We start from the raw sequence: 19,607 nt of genomic DNA, 5'->3' as shown, positions 1-19,607 counted from the left end.
GGCCCAGGCCGCCCACCAGGCTCACGAAACACCCACCGCGCTGTCGTATGCCACGTCGGAAAGAACCCCAAAACGGACACAAGAGCCACAAACGCAACGAACCAAACAGGTTAAACAACAAGCTGAGGGGACGACCAAAATCAGCAAGTTGCTCACGGTTTCTGCTCACCATCCCTGTGGGGGCGGGCCAGGAGGCGGGGTTCCTGGCTGCTGCGGATACTTCTTGACGATCAGGATGACCGCCCCCGCCACGCCTGACAGCAACGGCAGCGGCAGGACGTGCCAAGGTTGATCCCGTCCACGCGAGTCTCCCCGTTCGCCGACGAACTTTCATCGTAGGGGACCGCTGTGTCGCCGCCGGGGTCAGTGCGCCGGGCGCTCGCGCAGTGCCGGAAGTGTCCGGTACGCGGTGACGTTGTCCGTCAGCGCGGCGTTCACGATGGCCAGGGCCTCGCCCCGGCTGAGGCCGAGTTTGCGGGTGGTGCTCGCGTACTCGGCGGCAGCTTGCTGTGCCCGCACCCGGTTCTGGTCCCCGGACGCGCCGACGAAACTGCCCGCTCGGCCCCTGGTCTCGATCAGGCCCGCCTCCTCCAGTTCGCGGTAGGCCCTGGCGATCGTGTTGGGGGCTATGCCGAGGTCGGCGGCCAGCTTGCGCACGGTCGGCAGTTTGGTCCCGACCGGCAGGGTCCGGTCGTTGATCTGGGTGGCCAGTGCGGATCGCACCTGCTCGAAGGGTGGGACCGGGGAGGTGCTGTCGACGCTGAGGATCACGGATACCCCTGGAACGGTTCGGCGGCTGGACAGTACGGAAAGTAGCAGTGCTTGTATTGAGATCATGACACAAGTGCTGCTACAAAGTCAACTGTTCACCAGCTCCGCGGTCCGGCGCCGGGGCCAGGGGGGAACTCCTGCCCGGAAGGCTGGGGAGTCCGGCCGGGGATGACCTGGGTCCGGTCCGCGCCGGGATCGGGCAGCCGGTCGGGCCGGACCACCTGGGTGCGTTCGGCGCCGGGGTCCACCGTCGCGCCGGAGACCAGCTGGGTGGCCTCGGAATCGGGCCCTGGCGGCGGGTTCTGCGGCAAGGGCTGGGACGGCTGCTGCCCGCGGAAGGGCGCTGGCGGCACGAAACCCTGCTGCGGGCCGGGTTCCGGCGCGGGCTGCTGCCCGAAAGCGCCTTGCTGGGGGTACTGCTGCGGGCCGGGTTGTTGCCAGCCCTGCGGCGGGATCGGCGGGGCGGGGAAGCCGGGCGGATACTGGCCGGGCTGCTGGTTCGGGGGCGGGAAACCTTGCCCTGACTGCTCGCGGCGCGTCTTGGCGACCCGCACCGCGACGACGATGACGAACACGACGATGGCGATCACGAAAAGGCCGAGGATGACCCAGCCGGTGCTGCCGCCGCTCCCGCCGCCGCCGTGATAATGCACCCTGTCCAGGAATAACGTCGGCATTTTCTCCCCTTCGTCCAGCCGACACTCTAGAGCGCGGGGCGTCCCGGCATGGCCGCTTCCAGCAGCTCGCCCAGATCTTCCGAACCGGCGGGCAGTGCTCGCACCGGCCACCAGCGGAGGTCGTCGGACTCGTCGCTGCGCACCGGCTCGGCCCCGCGCGGGGCGTGCACGGCGAACCGCACGTCGAAATGCCGGGTCGGCACGCCCAGCGAGCAGGTGATCGGGTGCACGTCGAGATGGACCGGCTCGGGGTCGATGCGCAGGTCGGCGATGCCGGACTCCTCGCGGGCCTCGCGCAGCACCGCGTCGGCGAGCGTCGCGTCCTCGGGCTCGCAATGCCCGCCGAGCTGCAGCCAGCGGCCGACCCGGGGATGCAGGGTGAGCAGCACCCGCGTGCCGTCGGCGTCGAGCAGGACGGCGGACGCCGTGATGTGCCCCGCCGCGCACTCGCGGCGGCAGACGTCGTCGCGGGCGGCGAGAAAGCCGAGAAAGGCCTGGCGAAGCGATTCCTGGCCGGGCGCCGAAGGACGCCATCGGTCCAATGTGGACACAGTATTCGCGTGCAGGGTCACAGCTTCACCAGTTTCACAGCTTCATCAGTTTCACAGTTCCAGCAGGTCTTCGCCGAGTTCACGGGCGGCGCGCGGCTTGGCTGGCGGCCCGGCCGGGTGCCCGATCGCCACCGCGCCCAGCGGCTCCCACTCCTGGCCGAGGCCCAGCGTCTCCCGGACCAGGTCGGCGGCGAAGATCGTCGAGCCGATCCAGCACGAGCCGAGCTCCTCGGCCGCGAGCGCCACCAGCAGTCCTTGCACCGCGGCGCCGGCGGCGACAGTGAACATCGTGTGCTCGCAGGCGTTCCGCCGGGCGTCGGGGTAGGTGTGCGCGCCCTCGGCGACCAGGAACGGGATCACCACCGCCGGAGCGCGATACAGGATGTCGCCGCGGCCCAGTCGCTTGGTGATCTGGTCCTCGGTGAACCCGTCGGCGGCCAGGTCGGCCCGCCACGAATCCCGCATCGTGTCGAGCAGTTTCCGGCGGGTTGCTTCTTCGCGCAGCCAGACGAACCGCACCGGGTGCGTGTGGTGCGGCGCGGGCGCGGTCAGCGCGGCGCCGATCGAGCGGCGCAGCGCCTCGGGATCCACCGCGTCCCCGGTGAACTCGCGGACGGATCGCCGCCCGGACACGGCTTCCCGCTTGCCCTGCGCGATCGCTTCGTTGGTGCCAAGGCGGAACAGGTCCATCTCGATCGGGCGGATCAGGTCCCGCGCGCCGGAGCCGTTGTCGGTGAGCGTCAGGCCGCGCACGACCGCCACCGGGGTGCCGCCCAGCTTGCCCTTGACCAGGTCCGCGGCGGCGGCGATCTCGTCGGCGACGGCCACCTCGGTGACCGCGAGTTCGTTGCCCTGCCGGTCGATCGCGCCGGCGTAGTCGTGCAGCACACGCAGGCCGGACGCGCCGATCGCGGCGTCGGTCTGGCCGTTGCGCCACGCGCGGCCCATGGTGTCGGTGATGACGACCGCGATCTCGACGCCGAGGCGCTCGCGCAACCCGTTGCGCAGTGCCAGCGCCGACGCGTCGGGATCCGCCGGGAGCAGCGCGACCTCGTCGGTCCGCACGTTCGAGGCGTCGATCCCGGAGGCGGCCTGCACGATCCCCAGCGGGTTCTCGGTGATCACCGTGCGCGCGATCCTGGCGACCACCCGCACGGTCTCCTGGTCGATCAGCTCGCGCCGGGCCGCGTCGCGCGCCTCGGGGTCGGCCGGAACACGGACCAGGCGGCCTTCGATCTTGGACACGATCTTGCTGGTCACCACGAGCACGTCGCCCGAGCGCAGCCAGCGGGCCGCGTTCGCGATCGCGCCGGTCAGGTCGTCGCCCGGCCGGAACTCCGGCAGGCCCTCGACGGCCAGGATCTCCAGCTTCGCCGTGGCGTGCCCGTAGTCCGGGTTCGCGTCGTTTGAGGTCCCGTCATTGACGGTCCCGTCGTTGAAGGTCCCGTCGTTGAAGGTCCCGTCGTTGAAGGTCCCGTCGTTGAAGGTCACAGCGTCACTCCGGCGAGTTCGAGCGCGGCGCGGGCCATCGCCGCGGTGGCGTCCACATCGGACATCAGCAGCGGGACGTCGTGGACGGTCACCCCCGGCACGTCGGCGGTTTCGCCCTCGGCGATCAGCCAGCCGTCCAGCAGTCCGTCCCCGGACTCCTTGCGCGAGCCGTAGTGCCGCCCGACGGCCTCTGCCGAGGTCTCCACACCGATCGCGGCGAGACAGGCGTCGGCCATGCCGCGCAACGGTTTGTCCCCGATGATCGGCGAGATCCCGACGACGCCCGCGGTGGTCGCGCGCAGTGCCTCGCGCATCCCCGGCACCCCCACCACGGTGCCCACCGAAACCACCGGGTTGGACGGCGCGAACAGCACCGCGTCCGCCCCGGCGAGCGCGTCGAGCACGCCGGGAGCGGGCTTGGCCTCCTCGGCGCCGACCGCCACGATCGAGTGAGCGACCGGCTCGGCGCGGTAGCGCACCCACCACTCCTGGAAGTGGATGGCCTTGCGCTGGCCCGCCTCGTCCGGATCGTCGATCACGACGTGTGTCTCGACCCGGTCGTCCGACATCGGCAGCAGCCGGACGCCGGGCCGCCAGCGGGCGCACAGCGCTTCGGTCACCTCGGAGAGCGGATAACCCGCGCGCAGCATGCGACTACGGATCAGATGGGTGGCGATGTCCTTGTCGCCGAGGCCGAACCAGGTGGGCTCTGCCTCGTAGGCGGCGAGTTCCTCCTTCACCGACCAGGTCTCCCCGGAGTGGCCCCAGCCACGTTCCGTGTCGATTCCGCCACCGAGGGTGTACATGCAGGTATCCAGGTCCGGGCAGATGCGCAGGCCGTGCATCCACACGTCGTCCCCGGTGTTCACCAGCGCTGTCACCTCATGGGGTGACTCCTCGGCGGCGCCGATCGCGGGCATCCCCAGCGCGGCCTTGACCCCCAGCAGGAAACGGGCCCCGCCCACTCCACCGACTACTACGACGATCTTCACGGTTGGGAATCCTTTCACCCGCACTCGCCCGGCACCCAGTACCGGTACCTGTGGTGCTCGGTACAGCCGAGCCCGCGGTACAGCGCGATCGCCCCGGGGTTGGTCTCGGCCACCTGCAGCACGTACTGCTTCGCGCCTTGTGTGGCGCCCCAAGTCCCGAGCGCCGCCATCAGCTTGACGGCCAGCCCGCGCCGCCGGAATCCGGGGCGCACGGCGAGCCGGGACACGTGCAGCCAGTCGCCGACGATCGCCCCGCGTACCGCTCCGGCCGTCACACCGTCCTCACCAGCACCGTCTTCACCAGCACCGTCTGCAACAGCACCGCCTGCAACGACGTAGCCGATCTTTCCGCTGGTCAGCACGTGGCGCTCGGCCGCCGTCGGCTCGCTCCCCGCCGCCGTCAGGTCCCACCAGCCCGGCGTCGGCTCGTCGAGGACCGTGGCGCCGGGGGAACCCTGGCCCAGCGGCCCGGTCATCACGGAGACCTCGTATCCCGCCGCGTGGGCCCGGTTCGGGATCCAGCCTTCGGCCTCGACGGCGCGCTCGTTCGGACTGTCCTGGACGACCTGCACGACGGGCGGGACGCCGTGCCCGTGGGCGAAGTCACACACGCTTTTCAGCGCCTGCGCGGGACTGACGCCCGGATCACCGATCGCCAGCGCGCTGTTGGCGCGCCCGGTGAACCCGTCCGCCCAGCGCAGACGCCATTCGCCGAGGGTTTCCTCGGTCAGCGGCGGCCAGGCGAGGCTGCAGGCGAATTCGAGCTTTTCGTCGGGGTTCACGGTTAGATTGTGTCAAGGACCGACGAATGAGGACGGAGGACAGCCGATGAGCATCGCGCGCAAGGACGACAGGCACAACGAGGACCTGGTCAGCGAGATCTCGGACAGCTTCAACCGGGCCATCTCGAACAAGAAGGCCGAGGAAGAGCCGGACGCGAAGCCCGCGCCCCGGTTCATCGTCACCGGGGACAGCAGGGCCGCTCCGAAGCCGCGCAGGCGGGACCGGTGAGCGACATACCGGCGGTATGAATAAGGGTGGCCTCACCATCCCGGGCGGCTCAGGACCGCGTAATGTCCGCGACGCGGTATGACTGGTGAAATGACGAATAGCAGCAGGAGTGCGCAGTGACCTACGTGATCGCCGAGCCCTGCGTCGACGTGCTCGACAAGGCGTGTATCGACGAGTGCCCCGTGGACTGCATCTACGAGGGCGACCGCATGCTGTACATCCACCCGGATGAGTGCGTCGACTGCGGCGCCTGCGAGCCGGTCTGCCCGGTCGAGGCGATCTACTACGAGGACGACGTCCCCGACCAGTGGACCGCGTACACCAAGGCCAACGTCGACTTCTTCGACGAGCTCGGCTCGCCCGGTGGCGCCTCCAAGGTCGGCAAGACCAGCCACGACCCTGGGTTCATCAAGGCGCTCGCCCCGCAGGGCGAATGAGCCGGATAGTCCTTCCCGACTTCCCGTGGGACTCGCTCGCCGCGGTCAAGGCGCGGGCGCGGGAGCATCCGGGCGGCGTCGTCGACCTGTCCATCGGCACCCCGGTCGATCCGGTGCCGGCGAGCATCCGTGACGCGCTCGCGTCGGTGTCGGACATCCCCGGTTACCCGACCACGCACGGTATTCCCGCGTTGCGCGCCGCCGCGATAGCGGCACTGGGCCGCCGTCACGGGATCGAGGGCATCGAGCCGGACGCCGTCCTGCCGACGATCGGCTCCAAAGAGCTGGTCGCGTGGCTGCCGCGGCTGCTCGGCTTCGGCCCCGGCGACCTGGTCGTCATCCCCGAGCTGGCTTACCCGACGTACGAGGTCGGCGCGCTGCTCGCGGGCGCGTCGATCCTGCGTGCCGACGGGCTCACCGCACTCGGGCCGCAGCGCCCGGCGATGATCTGGATCAACTCGCCGTCCAACCCGACGGGCCGGGTGCTCGGGGTCGAGCACCTGCGCAAGGTGGTCGAGTGGGCGCGGGAACGCGACGTGGTCGTCGTCTCGGACGAGTGCTACCTCGCGCTCGGCTGGGAGAGCGAGCCGCTGTCGATCCTGCATCCGTCCGTCCACGGTGGACGGACGGACGGCCTGCTCGCGGTGCACTCGCTGTCGAAGTCGGCGAACCTCGCCAGCTACCGCGCGGGTTTCGTGACCGGTGACCCCAAGCTGGTGGCCGAGCTGCTCGAGGTGCGCAAGCAGGCGGGCATGATCGTGCCGCGGCCGGTCCAGGAGGCCATGGTCGCCGCGCTCACCGACGACGAGGCGCTCACCGCCCAGCGCGAGCGGTACCTCAGGCGCCGGCTGATCCTGCGGAAGGCGTTGCAGGACAACGGGTTCGAAATCTCGCATTCCGAGGCTGGCCTGTATCTGTGGGCCACCCGTGGCGAAGAGGCCTTCACGACTGTCGAATGGCTCGCCGAACGCGGCATCCTTGTCGCGCCCGGCACGTTCTACGGCCCCACCGGCAGTCACCACGTGCGGGTCGCGCTCACCGGGACGGACGAGCGCATCGAGGCCGCCGCGGAGCGCTTGGCAGGCTGATCGGCGTCGGCGCTAAGCTCGCTGGGTGACCGAACGTGCACTGTCCGCGCGGGGGGAAGTGCCCTCGTCGGCGATCGATTCCACCAGGCCGAGCGTCGCGCGGATGTACGACGCCATTCTCGGCGGCAAGGACAATTTCGCGGTCGACCGCGCGGAGGTCGAGAAGCTTTACGCGATCTCGCCGCAGGCCCCGGTGATGGCACGCGCGAACCGGGCCTGGCTCGGCCGCGTGGTGCGTTTCCTGGCCGGGAACGCCGGGATCGACCAGTTCCTCGACCTCGGCTCGGGCATGCCGGCGGCGGACAACACCCACGAGATCGCGCGGCGCGCGAACTTCGACGTCCAGGTGGTCTACGTCGACAAGGACCCGGTGGTCGCGGCGTACGGCCGCGCGCTGCTCGAGGACGACGTGGTGTCCCGGTTCCTGGCGGCGGACTTCACCGACCCGGACTCGGTCCTGCACGATCCGCTGGTCACCGCGCACCTGGACTTCTCCCGGCCAGTGGCGCTGATCTTCTGCCTCGCGCTGCACCATGTTTCCGACGAGCAGAAGCCGTACGAGATCATGGACCGCTACGTCGACGCGCTGCCGTCCGGCTCCTATGTCGCGGTGACCCACCTGCACGACCCGAGCGAGGCGAACGAAGAGGCGAGCGCGCTGGCCAAGCGGGTGCACGCGCTGTTCGCCGGTGGGGCCACCGGGTCCGGGTACGCGCGCACCCGTGAGCAGATCGAGCCGTTCTTCGCGGGTCTCGAGCTGGGGCCGCCCGGCCTGGTGCCGATCGTGGACTGGTGGCCCGACGGCCCGGCCGCCGAATCGGCCGGCCCGTTGAACGAGCTGCTGCTCGGCGGGGTCGGCCGCAAGCCCTGACTCAAGCGAAGGGTCACCCAGGTGCTTGCCCGATTGCAGTGTGCCCTGAAGGCCACCATGACGGCGTAATACGCCGTCATGGTGGCCTTCAGGGACAGTCGGTCCGGTTAGTAGTCGAGGCCGGTGAAGCCGCGGTAGACGAACCTGGTCAGGGCTTCGATGGCCTCGTCGTCCGTCGGCGGGGTCCAGCCCTCGGGCCGGTCGCCCACCAGCCACATCCGCGCGAAGCTGTCGACGAGCTCATACATCATCACTATCGAGAGCGGGGGCGTGGCGGGCAGCCGCAGGCCCGCGCGGGTGATGTGTTCCAGGTGGCCGCCCAGGTCCGCCTGCTCGGCGGCGCCGAAGCGCGCCAGTTTGCGGGCGAACTCGTCGTTGACCATCGCGGCCTGCCGGATCGCGAGCATGGTCGCCGCGTTCTCGCGGTAGAACGACCAGTACGCGCGGACGTGCCACCGGACCGCTTCGGGGTCGGTGAAGTCCGAGAGGTGGCCTTGCTCCTCCGCGGTTTCGTCGCCGGTCGCCGAGAGGTCGGCCAGCAGGCCCTCGAGTAGCTCTTCCTTGCTCGCGAAGTGGTTGTAGAACGACCCCGCGGCGCGGCCTGCCTCGGTGGTGATGTCGGTGATCTTCGTGTTCAGGTACCCCCGCGCGGCGAAAACGCGCTTCGCCGCTTCCTTGAGCGCCGTCTCGGTCTCCGCGGCCTTTTCCTTGCGGCTCGTCGCCGTCATGAGGCACCTCCTTGACACGGAACGCTAGCAGCGGTCATGATGAATTTACATTCACTGAATTAATATTCACTAGGAGGAGTCATGGATACCCCGGTGCTGGTAGCGGGAGCGGGCCCGACCGGGCTGACGCTGGCCATCGAACTCGCCCGGCGGGGCGTCGGCGTCCGGGTCGTCGACAAGGCGGAGACCTACTTCGCCGGTTCGCGCGGCGACGGCTTGCAGCCGCGCACGCTGGAGGTCTTCGAGGATCTGGGCGTGCTGGACGCCGTGCTCGCGGCGGGCTCGCCCGAGTACGTGACCAAGATCCACGTCGGCGGCCGGATCGTGGGCGAGCGGCGGATGCGGGAACACGTCGAGCCGACGCCCGCCGTGCCGTACCCGAACGCCTGGTTCCTGGGCCAGTCACGCACCGAGGGGATCCTCCGTGACCGGCTCGCGGACCTCGGCGTGCGCGTCGAACTCGGCACCGAGCTCGTCGGCCTCGACCAGGACGCCGACTCCGTGACCGCGACACTGGCGCGCGGCGAGGAGCGTGAGACCGTGCGCGTGGCCTACCTGGTCGGCGCCGACGGTGGCCGCAGCTTCGTCCGCAAGTCCCTCGGGATCGCTTTCGAGGGGACCACCGACGAGTCGATCCGGGTGCTGCTCGGCGATGTGCGGGCCGACGGACTCGACCACGCCTACTCGCACTGGTTCGGGGAGCCGAGCGATCCGGCGGCCGGCATCGTGCTCGTGCCGCTGGCCGGGACCCCGCACTTCCAGTTCGGCGCACCGCTCGGCGACGGGGATGCCGAAGCGTCGTTGCCCACCTTGCAAGCCAAGCTCGACGGCTTCGGGGGCGCCGACGTCCGCCTGCACGACCTGGCCTGGTCGACAGTGTGGCGCCCGAATGTCCGTCTGGCCGAGCGGTTCCGGCAGGGCCGGGTCTTCCTCGCAGGGGACGCCGCCCACGCCCACCCGCCGACCGGCGGGCAGGGCCTGAACACCGGCATCCAGGACGGGTACAACCTCGGCTGGAAACTGGCCGACGGCTCGCCCGAGCTGCTCGACAGCTACGAGGCCGAGCGGCGCGCGGTCGCGGTCCGGGTGATCGAGGTGAGCACCGAGCTGATGCGCAAGTACGTCGAGGGCGACGAGACCGCGCACGAGCGCGGCGAAGAGACCCAGCAGCTCGACGTCGGCTATCGCGGCGGCCCGCTCGCGCCCGCGGCGGACGGCGGCGTGCGTCCCGGCGACCGCGCGCCGGACAGCCCGCTCGTCGACGCCAACGGCAAGCAGGTCCGGCTGTTCGAGCTGTTCAGCGGCCCGCACGCGACGTTGCTGATCTTCGGTGACATTGACGATGACATTGCCGAAGACGCTGACGCTGTAGTCGAGCCGTCCGAGGGGACGCACGTGCATCGCATCCTGCCCGCCGGTGCCGAAGCGACCGGCGAGGATTTCGTCGACGCGGGGGGCCACGCCTACGCCGCGTACGAGGCGGCCGAGGGGACTCGGGTCCTGGTGCGGCCGGACGGCTACCTCCGCGCGATCAGTCCTGCTTGAACTCGTGGACGGCGGCCGCGGCCTGGTCGATGTCCGCCCAGATCCCCGGCCAGTCGGCCCGCGCCTGAGCCCGGCGGAGCAGCTCGCGCTCGGCGATCCGGCCCGCGACGAACCCGACCGGCCCGTCGACGCTCGCCAGCACCCCGCGCATCCGGTCCGCGGCGACGACCGCGTCCTGATGCTCGCCGAGCACGGTCTGCAGGTCCTGCGTGGCCTTGATCAGCAGTTTGATCTTCGCCGCCTGCTTCTTCTTCGCCGCGGGCTTGGCCATTTCGGCGGCGTACCGCAGCTTCTTGCCGTGGATGCGCAGCTCGTGCAGCTGGTCGTCGGGCGGGTCGGCGGGCAGCGCCCGCACGGCCTTGGCGAGCTTGCGGTGCGGTTTGGCCAGCCCGGCGACGAGGTCCGCGGCAGTCTGGACGTCCACAGTGGACTCGTCAGGGGCGGCCGTCTCCTGGTCGGGCTGCCGGGCGAGCTGGCCGAGGTTGACCAGCATGGCCGCGTAGCGCGGGCTCGCCATGGCGCGGGTGAGCCGCCGCTTCGCGACCCCGCGTTCGGCGACGAACTTGGCCACGAGCGCCCGGCACGCGGGCTGGTCGCGGACCTCGAACTCGGCGACGACCTCACGCACGTGCCCGATCAGCACGTCGTAGTCGCGAACCTCGCCGAGCGACTGCCCGAACCAGCCGAGCTCCGCGCGCACCGGTTCGGCGCCGGGGCCGAGCAAGCCGCCGGACAGTTTCAGCACACTGCGCATGCGGCGCAGCGCGACGCGCAGCTGGTGCAGGTCTTCGGGGTCGACGCCCGAACGTGTCCCGGCTTCGTGCGCGAGCAGGGCGCGGATCTCCCGGTCAAGTTTGGCCCGGACGTGGGTCGCGGCCGGATCGCCGGAGCCCGCCTTCGCCGGTTCCTCACCAAGGCCGAGCTGGGCGGGGGTCGTCGAGGGGGCATGACGGGCAGGCTTCCGGGACAACGTTTCGGCGGTCACCAGATGAATACTAGGTGAATGCGGAACAGGTACCAGCGTCCGAAGTGGGAGCAAGGGACCTTTGCTCCCACTTTTGCGAGGCCAGCAGGAGCCGGATCAGGCCGAAAAGCAGCGGGGGACCTTTGCTGTCGCCGGGCGATAGCAAAGGTCCCCCGCTGCTGCTTTTCGAGGAGGGGAGGGTCAGTCGTTGGCGTGCAGGGCGGCGTTCAGCTCGATGCCGACGCCGGTGCGCGCGACGACCTCGACCGCGCCGGTGCCCGAGTTGCGCCGGAACACCGCGCCCGAGATGCCGGAGAGCTCTCTGGCCTTGACGGTCTTGCCGTCGACGACCACCTTCGTGCCCGCGGTGAGGTAGAGCCCGGCCTCGACCACGGAGTCGTCGCCCAGCGAGATGCCGACGCCGCCGTTGGCGCCGATCAAGCAGCGCTCGCCGATCGAGATCGTCTCCTTGCCGCCGCCGGACAGGGTGCCCATGATCGACGCGCCGCCGCCGACGTCGCTGCCGTCGCCGACCACGACCCCGGCTGAGATCCGGCCCTCGACCATGGACGCGCCGAGCGTGCCGGCGTTGAAGTTGACGAAGCCCTCGTGCATGACGGTGGTGCCGCTGGCCAGGTGCGCGCCGAGGCGGGCGCGGTCGGCGTCGGCGATGCGGACGCCGGTGGGCGTGACGTAGTCGACCATCCGGGGGAACTTGTCGACCGAGTACACGGTGACGTGCCCGCGGCCGCGCAGGCGCAGGCGGGTGGCCTCGAAGCCCTCGACCGGGCAGGGGCCGTGGTTGGTCCACACGACGTTGGCCAGCAGGCCGAACAGACCGTCCAGGTTCTGGCCGTGCGGCTGGACCAGCCGGTGCGAAAGCAGGTGCAGGCGCAGGTAGACGTCGTGGGTGTCGGCGGGGGTGTCGGCAAGGCGCGCGATGGACGTGCGCACGGCGACGACCTCGACCCCGCGTTCGACGTCCGGGCCGAGCAGCGCGGCGGCGGCTTCACCGAGCGCCTCGACGGCCTGCTCGCGGGAGAGCCGCTCTGTCCCGGCGACGCCGCCCTCGATCAGCTTGGGCTGCGGGAACCAGGTGTCCAGCACCGTTCCGCCGGTGGTCACGGTGGCCAGCCCGACGCCGCTGGCGCCGGTGGTTTCGGGGTTCGTCGTCTGCTCACTCACGCTTCGAACGGTAGCCGAGTGGCGCGGCTCAACCCGTCGTGGCCTGCTTCTTCACCAGATTCTGGATCGCCGTCAGCGTCGAGGAGAGGTCCGTCAGCGCCTGGGTGCAGGCACCGCCGGGCGCCGCCTGGGTGGTGCAGGACGCCGAGCGGAACGCCGAGACGCCCCGCGTCAGCGCGTCGGCCTGGGCGCTCAGCCGCGGATCGGTGTCACCGGCTCGCTTGCGCACCTGGCCCGCGGTGTTGCTCAGCTCGGTGACGTACTTCTCGCAGCCCTTGGGCAGCTGCTGGGCGGGGCTGAGGTAGCACTCGTCCGCCGTCAGCGCGGTGAGCTTGATCGGCAGCGCGTCCGGGCCGGGTTCGCCGCCCTGCTTGGGCTTCGGACCGGCCTCGTTCCCGCCGCAGCCGCTCAACACCAGTATGAGGGCGCCGCCGAGGGCGACCAGACTCCTTCGCGTGCGCACGACCCCACGGTAGTCCCGCGCTCTCGGCACGCAGGCCCGGGTACCGTGCGGGGAATGACCGCGCTGGATCTGCACGCCGACCCCGTCGACCTCACCGCCGCGCTGGTGGACATCTTCAGTGTCTCCGGCGAGGAGGGCGCCATCGCCGAGGTGGTGCAGGCCGCGCTGGAATCGCAGGCCACCCACCTCGAGGTCGTGCGCAACGCCGACGCCGTGCTGGCCAGGACCAACCTCGGCCGTCCGTCGCGGGTGATCCTCGCCGGGCACCTGGACACCGTGCCGGTCAACGAGAACCTGCCGTCGCGGCGCGAGGGGACCGGTGACGACGAGATCCTGCACGGTCTCGGCACGGTGGACATGAAGGGCGGCGACGCCGTCTTCCTCCACCTGGCCGCGACGGTGGTCGAGCCCAAGCACGACCTCACCTTCATCTTCTACGACAACGAAGAGGTCGAGGCCGTCCGCAACGGGCTCGGCCGGATCGAGCGCGAGCTGCCCGAGTGGCTGCGGGGCGACCTGGCGGTCGTGGGCGAGCCGTCCAACGCCGTGATCGAGGCGGGCTGCCAGGGCACCATGCGGATCGAGCTGCGGTGCGCGGGCAAGCGGGCGCACACCGCGCGCGCGTGGATGGGGGAGAACGCCATCCACGCGCTGGCCGAGCCCCTGCGGCGCCTGGCCGGATACGAGGCGCGGGTGGTCGACATCGACGGGCTGATCTACCGCGAGGGTCTGCAGGCCACGAAGGTCGGCGGCGGCGTCGCCGGGAACGTCGTGCCGGACGAGGCCGTGCTGACGATCAACCACCGCTTCGCGCCGGACCGCAGTGCCGAGGAAGCCGAGAAGCATCTTCGCGAGGTCTTCGACGGTTACGACGTGTCCGTCGTCGACCTTTCCGGCGGCGCCCTGCCCGGCCTCTCCGTACCCGCGGCGGCCGAGCTCGTCGCGGCGGCCGGTGGCCAGGCGGCGGCCAAGCTCGGCTGGACCGACGTCGCCCGCTTCGCCGCGCTCGGGATGCCCGCCGTCAACTTCGGCCCCGGCGACCCGACACTGGCGCACACCCGCCAGGAGCACGTCCGCGCGGGTGAGATCCGCCAGGTGGCGCGGATCCTGCGAACCTTCCTGACCCCTTGACCCGGACGCCATGAACGGAGTCGCGCACTCCGCGGGAATGCCCCTGAAGGCCACCTTCACGGCGTAAAACGCCGTGAAGGTGGCCTTCAGGGGCAAGTGGGGTCAGACCGTGAGCGTCCAGCTGGAGAGGGTGCCCGTGTCCTGCGAGTACGCGTCGTAGAGCACGAGGGTCCAGGTGCCGCTGGCGGCTTCGTTGGTGACGGGTACGGAGTAGTTGCGGGTGCCGAACGAGGTGCAGGCGGTCGAGCCGGTGGCCTTGACCGGGTAGCTGGTGCCGTCCGGTGCTAGCAGCGAGATGCGTAGGTCCTCGGCGCAGGTGTGCGCGGCGGTGATGGTGACCTTCACTGGCGAGACGGCGTTGCCCGAGGCGGTCGAGGAGACCGGGCTGCGGACGGTGCCGAAGTCGTTGATCGCGAAGTCGGTGTCGTTCGTGTACGTCCGGCCGCCGGAGGCTCCGACGGTCAGGGCGAACTGAGCCGTGTGGTCGGTGTTGGCGGCGTCAGCCGCGATCGTGAGCTGGCTGGTGCCGTTCGGGGTGGACGCGGACGTCGCGACGGTCAACGTCGAGGACGCGCCCGCTTGGACGGTCGCCGGGCTGAACGTCGCCGTCGCGCCCGCTGGCAGGCCGGACGCGCTGAGGGTGACGGACTGGGCCGAGCCCTGGGTGACGGTGGTGCCGACGGTGACCTGAGTGGACTGTCCTGATTGGACGGTGGAGGAGGTCGGGCTCAGGCTGAGTGAGTAGTCGTTGCCCGTGGTCGTCGTCACGGCGAGCTTCCACAGCGCGTACGCGATGGCGTCGCTGTTGCGGTCCATCGGGACGTCCTTGAGGTTCGACAGCGTGTCGCACGCGCGGTGGTAGCAGTTGTCGAAGGCCGAGCCCGCGGTGCCGCCCCATTTCTGTGCCTGTGCGGCGGACTTGACGTCCCCGGCGCCGGTGGCGAGGCCGCCGACGGGGATGCCCGCGCTCTTGAACGAGGCGTGGTCGGACCGGCCGTCGCCCTCCGAGTCGCCCTCGGTGGGCACACCGATGGACTGGAAGTACTCGTCGAACACGGCCTTGATCGAGGCGACGTCGTCGTAGACGAAGTTGCCCCAGTTGCTCGAGGCGATCATGTCGAAGTTGAGGTAGGTCTTGATTTTCGTGCGCTCGGCGGAGGAAAGGCTGTTGACGTAGAACTTGGAGCCTTTCAGTCCGGATTCCTCGTCGGCCCACCAGCCGAACCGGACGCGTTTGGCCATGGCCGGGTTGGTCTGGGCGAGTGTGAGTGCTACTTCGAGGATCGCGGCGCTGCCGGAGCCGTTGTCGTTGATGCCTGGTCCGGCGGAGACACTGTCCAAATGGGACCCGAGCATGATGACCTGGCTCGCGTCGCCCTGTGGCCACTCCGCGATGAGGTTCTGGCTCTGCCCGGCGCAGCTCGTGCAGGTCTGCTTCGACACGGTGTAGCCCGCGTCGCGCAACTTACCCTCCACATAGGACACCGAGGCCGCGTAGCCGCCACCCGACGCCGCGCGGTTGCCGCCGTTCTGTTTGGCGATGTTCTCCAGCTGGGTCAGGTGCGCGCGCACGTTCGCCAGCGAGATGTCCGGCGCGGCCGCTGTCGCGGTTGCCGTCGTCGCGGCCGTCACCGGCGCGGTGGCGATGCCCAGCGCCAGCACCAGCCCGGCGACGCTCGCCGCCTTGAACTTGTTGGCCCACTTCATCTTCCGTGTTCCTTCCTGGGTTCGCAGCGAGAGAAGGCCGCGCCGAAGGTGTCCTTCGACGCGGCCTTCCCCTGCCGTGGAGCGGGGACTAGACGGTGATGGTCCAGCTGTCGAGCTTGCCGGTGTCCTGCGAGTACGCGTCGTAGATCACGAGCGTCCAGGTGCCGCTGGCGGCCTCGTTCGTGACCGGCACCGAGTAGTTGCGGGTGCCGAACGAGGTGCAGGCGGTCGAGCCGGTGGCCTTGACGGAGTAGCTGGTGCCGTCCGGCGCCAGCAAGGAGATCCGCAGGTCTTCGGCGCAGGTGTGTGCGGCGGTGATGGCGACCTTCACCGGGGAGACCGCGTTGCCCGAGGCGGTCGAGGAGATCGGGCTGCGGACGGTGCCGAAGTCGTTGATCGCGAAGTCGGTCGCGTTGGTGTAGGTCCGGCCGCCGGACGTGCCGACGGTCAGGGCGTACGTCGTGGTGTGGTCGACGCCGGCGCCGTCAGCGGTGACCGTGACCTGGCTGGTCCCGTTCGGGGTGGAGGCCGACGTCGCGATGGTGAGGGTCGACGAGCCGCCCGACTGGATGGAGGCCGGGCTGAACGACGCGGTCGCGCCCGTCGGCAGGCCGGACGCGCTGAGGGTGATGGCCTGGGCCGAACCCTGCGTGGTGGTGGTGCCGATCGTCGTCGTGGCGGACTGACCCGCGGTCACCGTGCCCGAGGCTGGGCTGGCCGAGACCGAGAAGTCGTTCGTGCCGGGCTGGCCGGTGCAGGTCGGCTCGCCGCTGACGGCTGGGACGCTGACGCCGTTCCACGCGGCCTTGACCGCGTTGTACTCGACACAGCTGTTCGGGAAGAGCGCGATGGAGGCTTCCAGCGTCGCCTTGCGGGCGGTGCTGTGCTTCCAGGAAGAGGTCTTCTTCAGCAGGCCGTTGTAGAAGATCTGGCCAGCCTTCTGGATGCCGATGCCGGTGATCGAGGTGTTGTTGCAGGTCGGGCTGGCCGGCTTGCCGCTGGGCGCGGTGCCCTCGGCGAGCAGGTAGAACCAGTGGTTCTGCGGGCCGGCGGCGGCGTGCACCTCGGTGTTCGGGATGGACGACGAGTAGCAGTTCGGGTCGCCGACCTTCGACGGGTCGTACATGTAGCGGATCGGGCCCTGGCCGACCAGGTTGACGCCCTCGCCGACCTCGTAGTCCGGGGTGTCCTTCGGGTTGTTGACGTAGGCCTCGGTCAGCGCGCCGAAGATGTCACCGGTCGACTCGTTCAGGCCGCCGGTCTCGTTGCCCGAACCCGAGCCGCCCGGGGTGTTCTGGAAGATGCCGTGGCCGAACTCGTGGCCGACGACGTCCATCGAGGTGGCCTGGCGCTTGTTGTCCTGCGAGTGCCCGAAGTGGGTGGACGAGCCGTCCCAGTACGCGTTGACGTCGCTGAGGCCGACGGACGCGGGGAAGCCGCCGCCGTTGCCGTTGATGCCGTTGCGGCCGAGCCACACGCGCAGCATGTCCCACTCCTGCTGCACGGAGTAGAGCGTGTCGACGCAGGCGGTCTCGAGGTCGGTGCCCGAGCCGCTGCCCCAGTTGTCGTCGGGGCCGGAGAACACCGCGCCGCCTTCACGGCCACAGCTGAGCCCGGTGCGGGTCGGGTCCTTCATCGAGTAGGTGCCGCTGGCGTTGGTGGTGTCGATCGTGACGTTGCCGACGTAGAAGCTGTTCCCGGCGCCCGCGAGGGTGCTGGTGCCCTGCCGCGTGCCTTGGCCGGAAGCGGCGGGGGCGTCGGCCTTGACGTCGTCGCGCTGGTCGAGGACCGCGCCGGTGACGCTGTCGACGAACACGTGCAGGTTGCTCGGCAGCTTCGCGTTGTGGCCGCTGACGATCACCTCGTAGGCGAGCTTCGGGGAGTCTCCACCCAGCACCACGAGCTTCGGCGCCGTCACGCTGTCCACTGTGGACATACGGGTGCGGGCCACCTGCGCCGCCTTGTCCGGGCTGAGCTTCGCCTGGGTGTCCACGCTGATCGGCGCGGTGGCCGCGGCACTCGTGCCACGGACCTGTCCGGCGCCGTCCGCCACGACGACGGCGTCCCCGCCGACGACCGGCAGGCCGCGGTAGGTCCGCTCGTAGGAGGCGTAGAACAGGCCGCCGCCACCGGGGGTGACGCCGGTGCGCACGAACGCCTCGTTCGCGCCCTTGCTGAGCTGGCCGACACCGCCGGCCGCGGCCTGGTCGGCCGCGCTCGCGGCGATCGCCTCGGGTGCGGCGGGCCGGGCGGTGACGGCCGCGGCGGCCGGGATCGCCGGGAGCGCCATGGTCAGGGCCAGACCGGCGATAGCCGCCAGGCCCGTTTTGAGCCCTCGCTGGGGAGTCATGCGGTTTCCTTCCATGATGGCAGGACCGTGCGCCCGGCACGACGAATTCAGGTGGAGGCCAACGGGACCGGACGGGGATTCACGGTGTGCGGGGACCAGATGTGCCCGAGGGGGTAACAGTGGGTGTGGCCCCGGACACGACTGAGTAAAGGATCTGGCCCCCGGAGCGTCAATGCGCTGAATGGACTAGTGGTGCCTTACCTGCTACTTACCAAAATCGGCAAAACCCTTTACCAGCAGGCGATTCGTCCGCGGCGGGGACATATAGCGACTTTCGTATGGATTTCGGCGAAGATCGGCCGAACGACGCCGGTCAGCCGGTTTCGGCGCCGAGCGTGCGGAGACCGGCCCGCAGCAGGTCTGCGGCTTCCTCCTGGCGGCCCGAAGCCCCGAGCAGGACGCTCACCTGTTCCAGTGAGCGGGCCAGGACGCTTCGCGCGCCGAGGCCGGTGGCGAGTTCCGCCGCCGCCGTCAACTGCCCGACCGCGGTTTCCCGCTCTCCGCGGGCCAGTGCCAAGCAGCCGAGTTCGAAGCGGACCGCGGCGGAGAGGGGGTCGTCGCCCGGGATCTCGGGGCCGACTTCCGCGAGCAGTTCCTCCGCTTCGACCAGCTTCCCGAGTGCGCGGAACGCCCCGGCCAGCTCGATCGTGAGAGCCCGGGTGTCACCCGGAGCGGTGGCGTCCCTGGCCGCCACCAGGTCGGCCAGCGCGCCCTCGCGGTCGTCCGCGTGGCCGCGGAGCCTGGCCCGCGCCAGCAGGCATTGGGCGATGGCCGGGTGCAGCGCCCGTTCCTGCATGAGGTCCTGCGCGGCCGAGATCGAGGCCGCCGCGTCGGCGAACCGTTCGGCCGCCAGATACGTGCGGCACACCTGGACGTGGCCGCGGGTGAGCTCCGCGAGGAGTTCGCCGTCGCCACGCGAGAGCCGGAGTGCTTCGTCCGCGTAGCCGCCGGCGCGGGCGAGGTCACCCTGCCGGAGGTGGCCCTCGGCCAGGCAGGCACGCAGCGTCAGCAGGATCGACGGCTGGGGGTAGCCCTCGCGCAGCAGTTCGTCGTGGCAGGTTTCGAGCAGGTGCAGCGCGTACTGGGTCTCGCCCCAGGCGATCAGCACGCTCGTGCGCAGCGGGACGACCATCGCGCGGTACGGCGGAGCGTCCCCGGCCAGCGCGTTTTCGGCGGCCGCGACGTACTTCGTCCTGGCGTCGCCTTCGGCGTACCCGGCCAGCCACAGCCAGGCGATCCCGGCCTGGCGCTGGCGGTCCAGCCGTTCGGCCCGCCGGGCGAGTTTCAGCATCGCCGGGGCGGCGCTCGGGGTGTTTCCGGCCAGGAACTCCTCCGCGATCTCGACGAGTTCGAGGTCCAGCTGGACGAACTCGCGAGGTGAGCTGCCACCGAGCAGTTCGTCGGCGCCGGCGCCGAGGCGGTCGGCGAAGTACCGCAGGGCGTCACCCGAAGGGGTGCGCGTGCCGGTCTCCACGGAGGACACGAAAGCGGCGGTGTACCGCGGCTTCGCGAGCTCGCTTTGGGTCAACCCGCGTGCCTGGCGCAACCGGCGGAGCCGGGCGCCGACGGTTTCCCGTGCGGACTTCGCCATCGGTGTGCACCGCCTTTCCGGCCCGGACCCCCAGCGTAAACGGTGGGGCCGGGC

General features: G+C 70.4%; 19 protein-coding genes. 6 read left to right on the top strand and 13 right to left on the bottom strand.

The genetic code is table 11. The annotated features are described in order from the left end of the window. Positions 1 to 363 precede the first annotated feature (363 nt). The 6 genes from QMK34_RS31345 to QMK34_RS31320 form a co-directional block, all read right to left on the bottom strand. Positions 364 to 771: a GntR family transcriptional regulator gene (locus QMK34_RS31345; protein ID WP_326418188.1), complete on the bottom strand. Its 408-nt coding sequence runs from the start codon at positions 769 to 771 to the stop codon at positions 364 to 366. 95 nt (positions 772 to 866) lie between these two features. Beyond that, entirely contained in the window at positions 867 to 1,448 is a 582-nt protein-coding gene (locus QMK34_RS31340) for a hypothetical protein (RefSeq protein ID WP_326418186.1), read from the bottom strand. Between the two features lie 26 nt (positions 1,449 to 1,474). Next, positions 1,475 to 2,020 carry an NUDIX hydrolase gene (locus QMK34_RS31335; protein ID WP_326418184.1) on the bottom strand — a complete coding sequence of 182 codons (546 nt, stop codon included), beginning with the start codon at positions 2,018 to 2,020 and terminating at the stop codon, positions 1,475 to 1,477. A 30-nt stretch (positions 2,021 to 2,050) separates the two neighbouring features. Further along, positions 2,051 to 3,490: a coenzyme F420-0:L-glutamate ligase gene (locus tag QMK34_RS31330; protein WP_326418182.1), complete on the bottom strand. Its 1,440-nt coding sequence runs from the start codon at positions 3,488 to 3,490 to the stop codon at positions 2,051 to 2,053. Beyond that, complete coding sequence (gene cofD, locus QMK34_RS31325; RefSeq protein ID WP_326418180.1) at positions 3,487 to 4,482, bottom strand: 2-phospho-L-lactate transferase; 996 nt, start codon at positions 4,480 to 4,482, stop codon at positions 3,487 to 3,489. Before cofD ends, QMK34_RS31330 begins: the two co-directional genes overlap by 4 nt. Before the next feature lie 14 nt (positions 4,483 to 4,496). Next, entirely contained in the window at positions 4,497 to 5,264 is a 768-nt protein-coding gene (locus QMK34_RS31320; protein WP_326418178.1) for a GNAT family N-acetyltransferase, read from the bottom strand. Between the two features lie 46 nt (positions 5,265 to 5,310). Between QMK34_RS31320 and QMK34_RS31315 the strand changes: the two genes are divergently transcribed. The 4 genes from QMK34_RS31315 (at position 5,311) to QMK34_RS31300 (ending at position 7,889) form a co-directional block, all read left to right on the top strand. Continuing rightward, on the top strand, positions 5,311 to 5,493 hold the full coding sequence (locus QMK34_RS31315) for a hypothetical protein (protein WP_326418176.1): 183 nt from the start codon (positions 5,311 to 5,313) through the stop codon (positions 5,491 to 5,493). Between the two features lie 116 nt (positions 5,494 to 5,609). Continuing rightward, a complete protein-coding gene (fdxA, locus tag QMK34_RS31310) occupies positions 5,610 to 5,930 on the top strand; it encodes a ferredoxin (protein WP_326418174.1) in 321 nt (106 codons plus the stop codon). After that, positions 5,927 to 7,018: a succinyldiaminopimelate transaminase gene (gene dapC, locus QMK34_RS31305; RefSeq protein ID WP_326418172.1), complete on the top strand. Its 1,092-nt coding sequence runs from the start codon at positions 5,927 to 5,929 to the stop codon at positions 7,016 to 7,018. The genes fdxA and dapC overlap by 4 nt, the downstream gene beginning before the upstream one ends. Positions 7,019 to 7,043: 25 nt before the next feature. Further along, positions 7,044 to 7,889: an SAM-dependent methyltransferase gene (locus tag QMK34_RS31300; RefSeq protein ID WP_326418170.1), complete on the top strand. Its 846-nt coding sequence runs from the start codon at positions 7,044 to 7,046 to the stop codon at positions 7,887 to 7,889. Positions 7,890 to 7,996: 107 nt separating this feature from the next. Here QMK34_RS31300 and QMK34_RS31295 read toward each other — a convergent pair whose 3' ends face one another. After that, on the bottom strand, positions 7,997 to 8,617 hold the full coding sequence (locus tag QMK34_RS31295; protein WP_326418169.1) for a TetR/AcrR family transcriptional regulator: 621 nt from the start codon (positions 8,615 to 8,617) through the stop codon (positions 7,997 to 7,999). 81 nt (positions 8,618 to 8,698) lie between these two features. Here QMK34_RS31295 and QMK34_RS31290 point away from each other — a divergent pair, with 81 nt between their 5' ends. After that, entirely contained in the window at positions 8,699 to 10,162 is a 1,464-nt protein-coding gene (locus tag QMK34_RS31290; RefSeq protein WP_326418168.1) for an FAD-dependent monooxygenase, read from the top strand. On the opposite strand, the gene QMK34_RS31285 is transcribed toward QMK34_RS31290, so the two are convergent. From QMK34_RS31285 to QMK34_RS31275, 3 genes are all read right to left on the bottom strand, one after another. Further along, positions 10,149 to 11,147 carry a CHAD domain-containing protein gene (locus QMK34_RS31285; RefSeq protein WP_326418167.1) on the bottom strand — a complete coding sequence of 333 codons (999 nt, stop codon included), beginning with the start codon at positions 11,145 to 11,147 and terminating at the stop codon, positions 10,149 to 10,151. The two genes, QMK34_RS31290 and QMK34_RS31285, sit on opposite strands and share 14 nt — an antisense overlap. 180 nt (positions 11,148 to 11,327) lie before the next feature. Next, on the bottom strand, positions 11,328 to 12,311 hold the full coding sequence (dapD, locus tag QMK34_RS31280) for a 2,3,4,5-tetrahydropyridine-2,6-dicarboxylate N-succinyltransferase (protein WP_326418165.1): 984 nt from the start codon (positions 12,309 to 12,311) through the stop codon (positions 11,328 to 11,330). A 28-nt stretch (positions 12,312 to 12,339) separates the two neighbouring features. Then, positions 12,340 to 12,774, bottom strand: a complete 435-nt coding sequence (locus tag QMK34_RS31275; protein ID WP_326418163.1) for a hypothetical protein — start codon at positions 12,772 to 12,774, stop codon at positions 12,340 to 12,342. 54 nt (positions 12,775 to 12,828) lie between these two features. Here QMK34_RS31275 and dapE point away from each other — a divergent pair, with 54 nt between their 5' ends. After that, entirely contained in the window at positions 12,829 to 13,905 is a 1,077-nt protein-coding gene (gene dapE, locus QMK34_RS31270) for a succinyl-diaminopimelate desuccinylase (RefSeq protein WP_326418161.1), read from the top strand. A 102-nt stretch (positions 13,906 to 14,007) separates the two neighbouring features. On the opposite strand, the gene QMK34_RS31265 is transcribed toward dapE, so the two are convergent. The 3 genes from QMK34_RS31265 to QMK34_RS31255 all read right to left on the bottom strand — a co-directional run bounded on the left by QMK34_RS31265 (position 14,008) and on the right by QMK34_RS31255 (position 19,553). After that, complete coding sequence (locus tag QMK34_RS31265; protein WP_326418159.1) at positions 14,008 to 15,612, bottom strand: M20/M25/M40 family metallo-hydrolase; 1,605 nt, start codon at positions 15,610 to 15,612, stop codon at positions 14,008 to 14,010. An 88-nt stretch (positions 15,613 to 15,700) separates the two neighbouring features. Continuing rightward, positions 15,701 to 17,962, bottom strand: a complete 2,262-nt coding sequence (locus tag QMK34_RS31260) for a M4 family metallopeptidase (protein ID WP_326418157.1) — start codon at positions 17,960 to 17,962, stop codon at positions 15,701 to 15,703. Between the two features lie 313 nt (positions 17,963 to 18,275). Further along, the gene (locus QMK34_RS31255; protein ID WP_326418155.1) at positions 18,276 to 19,553 is read right to left on the bottom strand and encodes a helix-turn-helix domain-containing protein; all 1,278 of its coding nucleotides are present in this window, start codon (positions 19,551 to 19,553) and stop codon (positions 18,276 to 18,278) included. Between the last annotated feature and the right edge of the window lie 54 nt (positions 19,554 to 19,607).

This window comes from Amycolatopsis sp. H20-H5, assembly GCF_035828755.1.
Lineage (GTDB): Bacteria > Actinomycetota > Actinomycetes > Mycobacteriales > Pseudonocardiaceae > Amycolatopsis.
This window is presented reverse-complemented; position numbering and strand designations above follow the sequence as displayed.

What these genes read in the sequence shown, in the direction of transcription:
- QMK34_RS31315 (WP_326418176.1), top strand. Translation starts at nt 5,311, where the DNA reads ATGAGCATCGCGCGCAAGGACGACAGGCACAACGAGGACCTGGTCAGC.
- dapC (WP_326418172.1), top strand. Translation starts at nt 5,927, where the DNA reads ATGAGCCGGATAGTCCTTCCCGACTTCCCGTGGGACTCGCTCGCCGCG.
- QMK34_RS31260 (WP_326418157.1), bottom strand. Translation starts at nt 17,962, where the DNA reads ATGACTCCCCAGCGAGGGCTCAAAACGGGCCTGGCGGCTATCGCCGGT.
- QMK34_RS31295 (WP_326418169.1), bottom strand. Translation starts at nt 8,617, where the DNA reads ATGACGGCGACGAGCCGCAAGGAAAAGGCCGCGGAGACCGAGACGGCG.
- QMK34_RS31255 (WP_326418155.1), bottom strand. Translation starts at nt 19,553, where the DNA reads ATGGCGAAGTCCGCACGGGAAACCGTCGGCGCCCGGCTCCGCCGGTTG.
- QMK34_RS31340 (WP_326418186.1), bottom strand. Translation starts at nt 1,448, where the DNA reads ATGCCGACGTTATTCCTGGACAGGGTGCATTATCACGGCGGCGGCGGG.
- dapE (WP_326418161.1), top strand. Translation starts at nt 12,829, where the DNA reads ATGACCGCGCTGGATCTGCACGCCGACCCCGTCGACCTCACCGCCGCG.
- QMK34_RS31265 (WP_326418159.1), bottom strand. Translation starts at nt 15,612, where the DNA reads ATGAAGTGGGCCAACAAGTTCAAGGCGGCGAGCGTCGCCGGGCTGGTG.
- QMK34_RS31290 (WP_326418168.1), top strand. Translation starts at nt 8,699, where the DNA reads ATGGATACCCCGGTGCTGGTAGCGGGAGCGGGCCCGACCGGGCTGACG.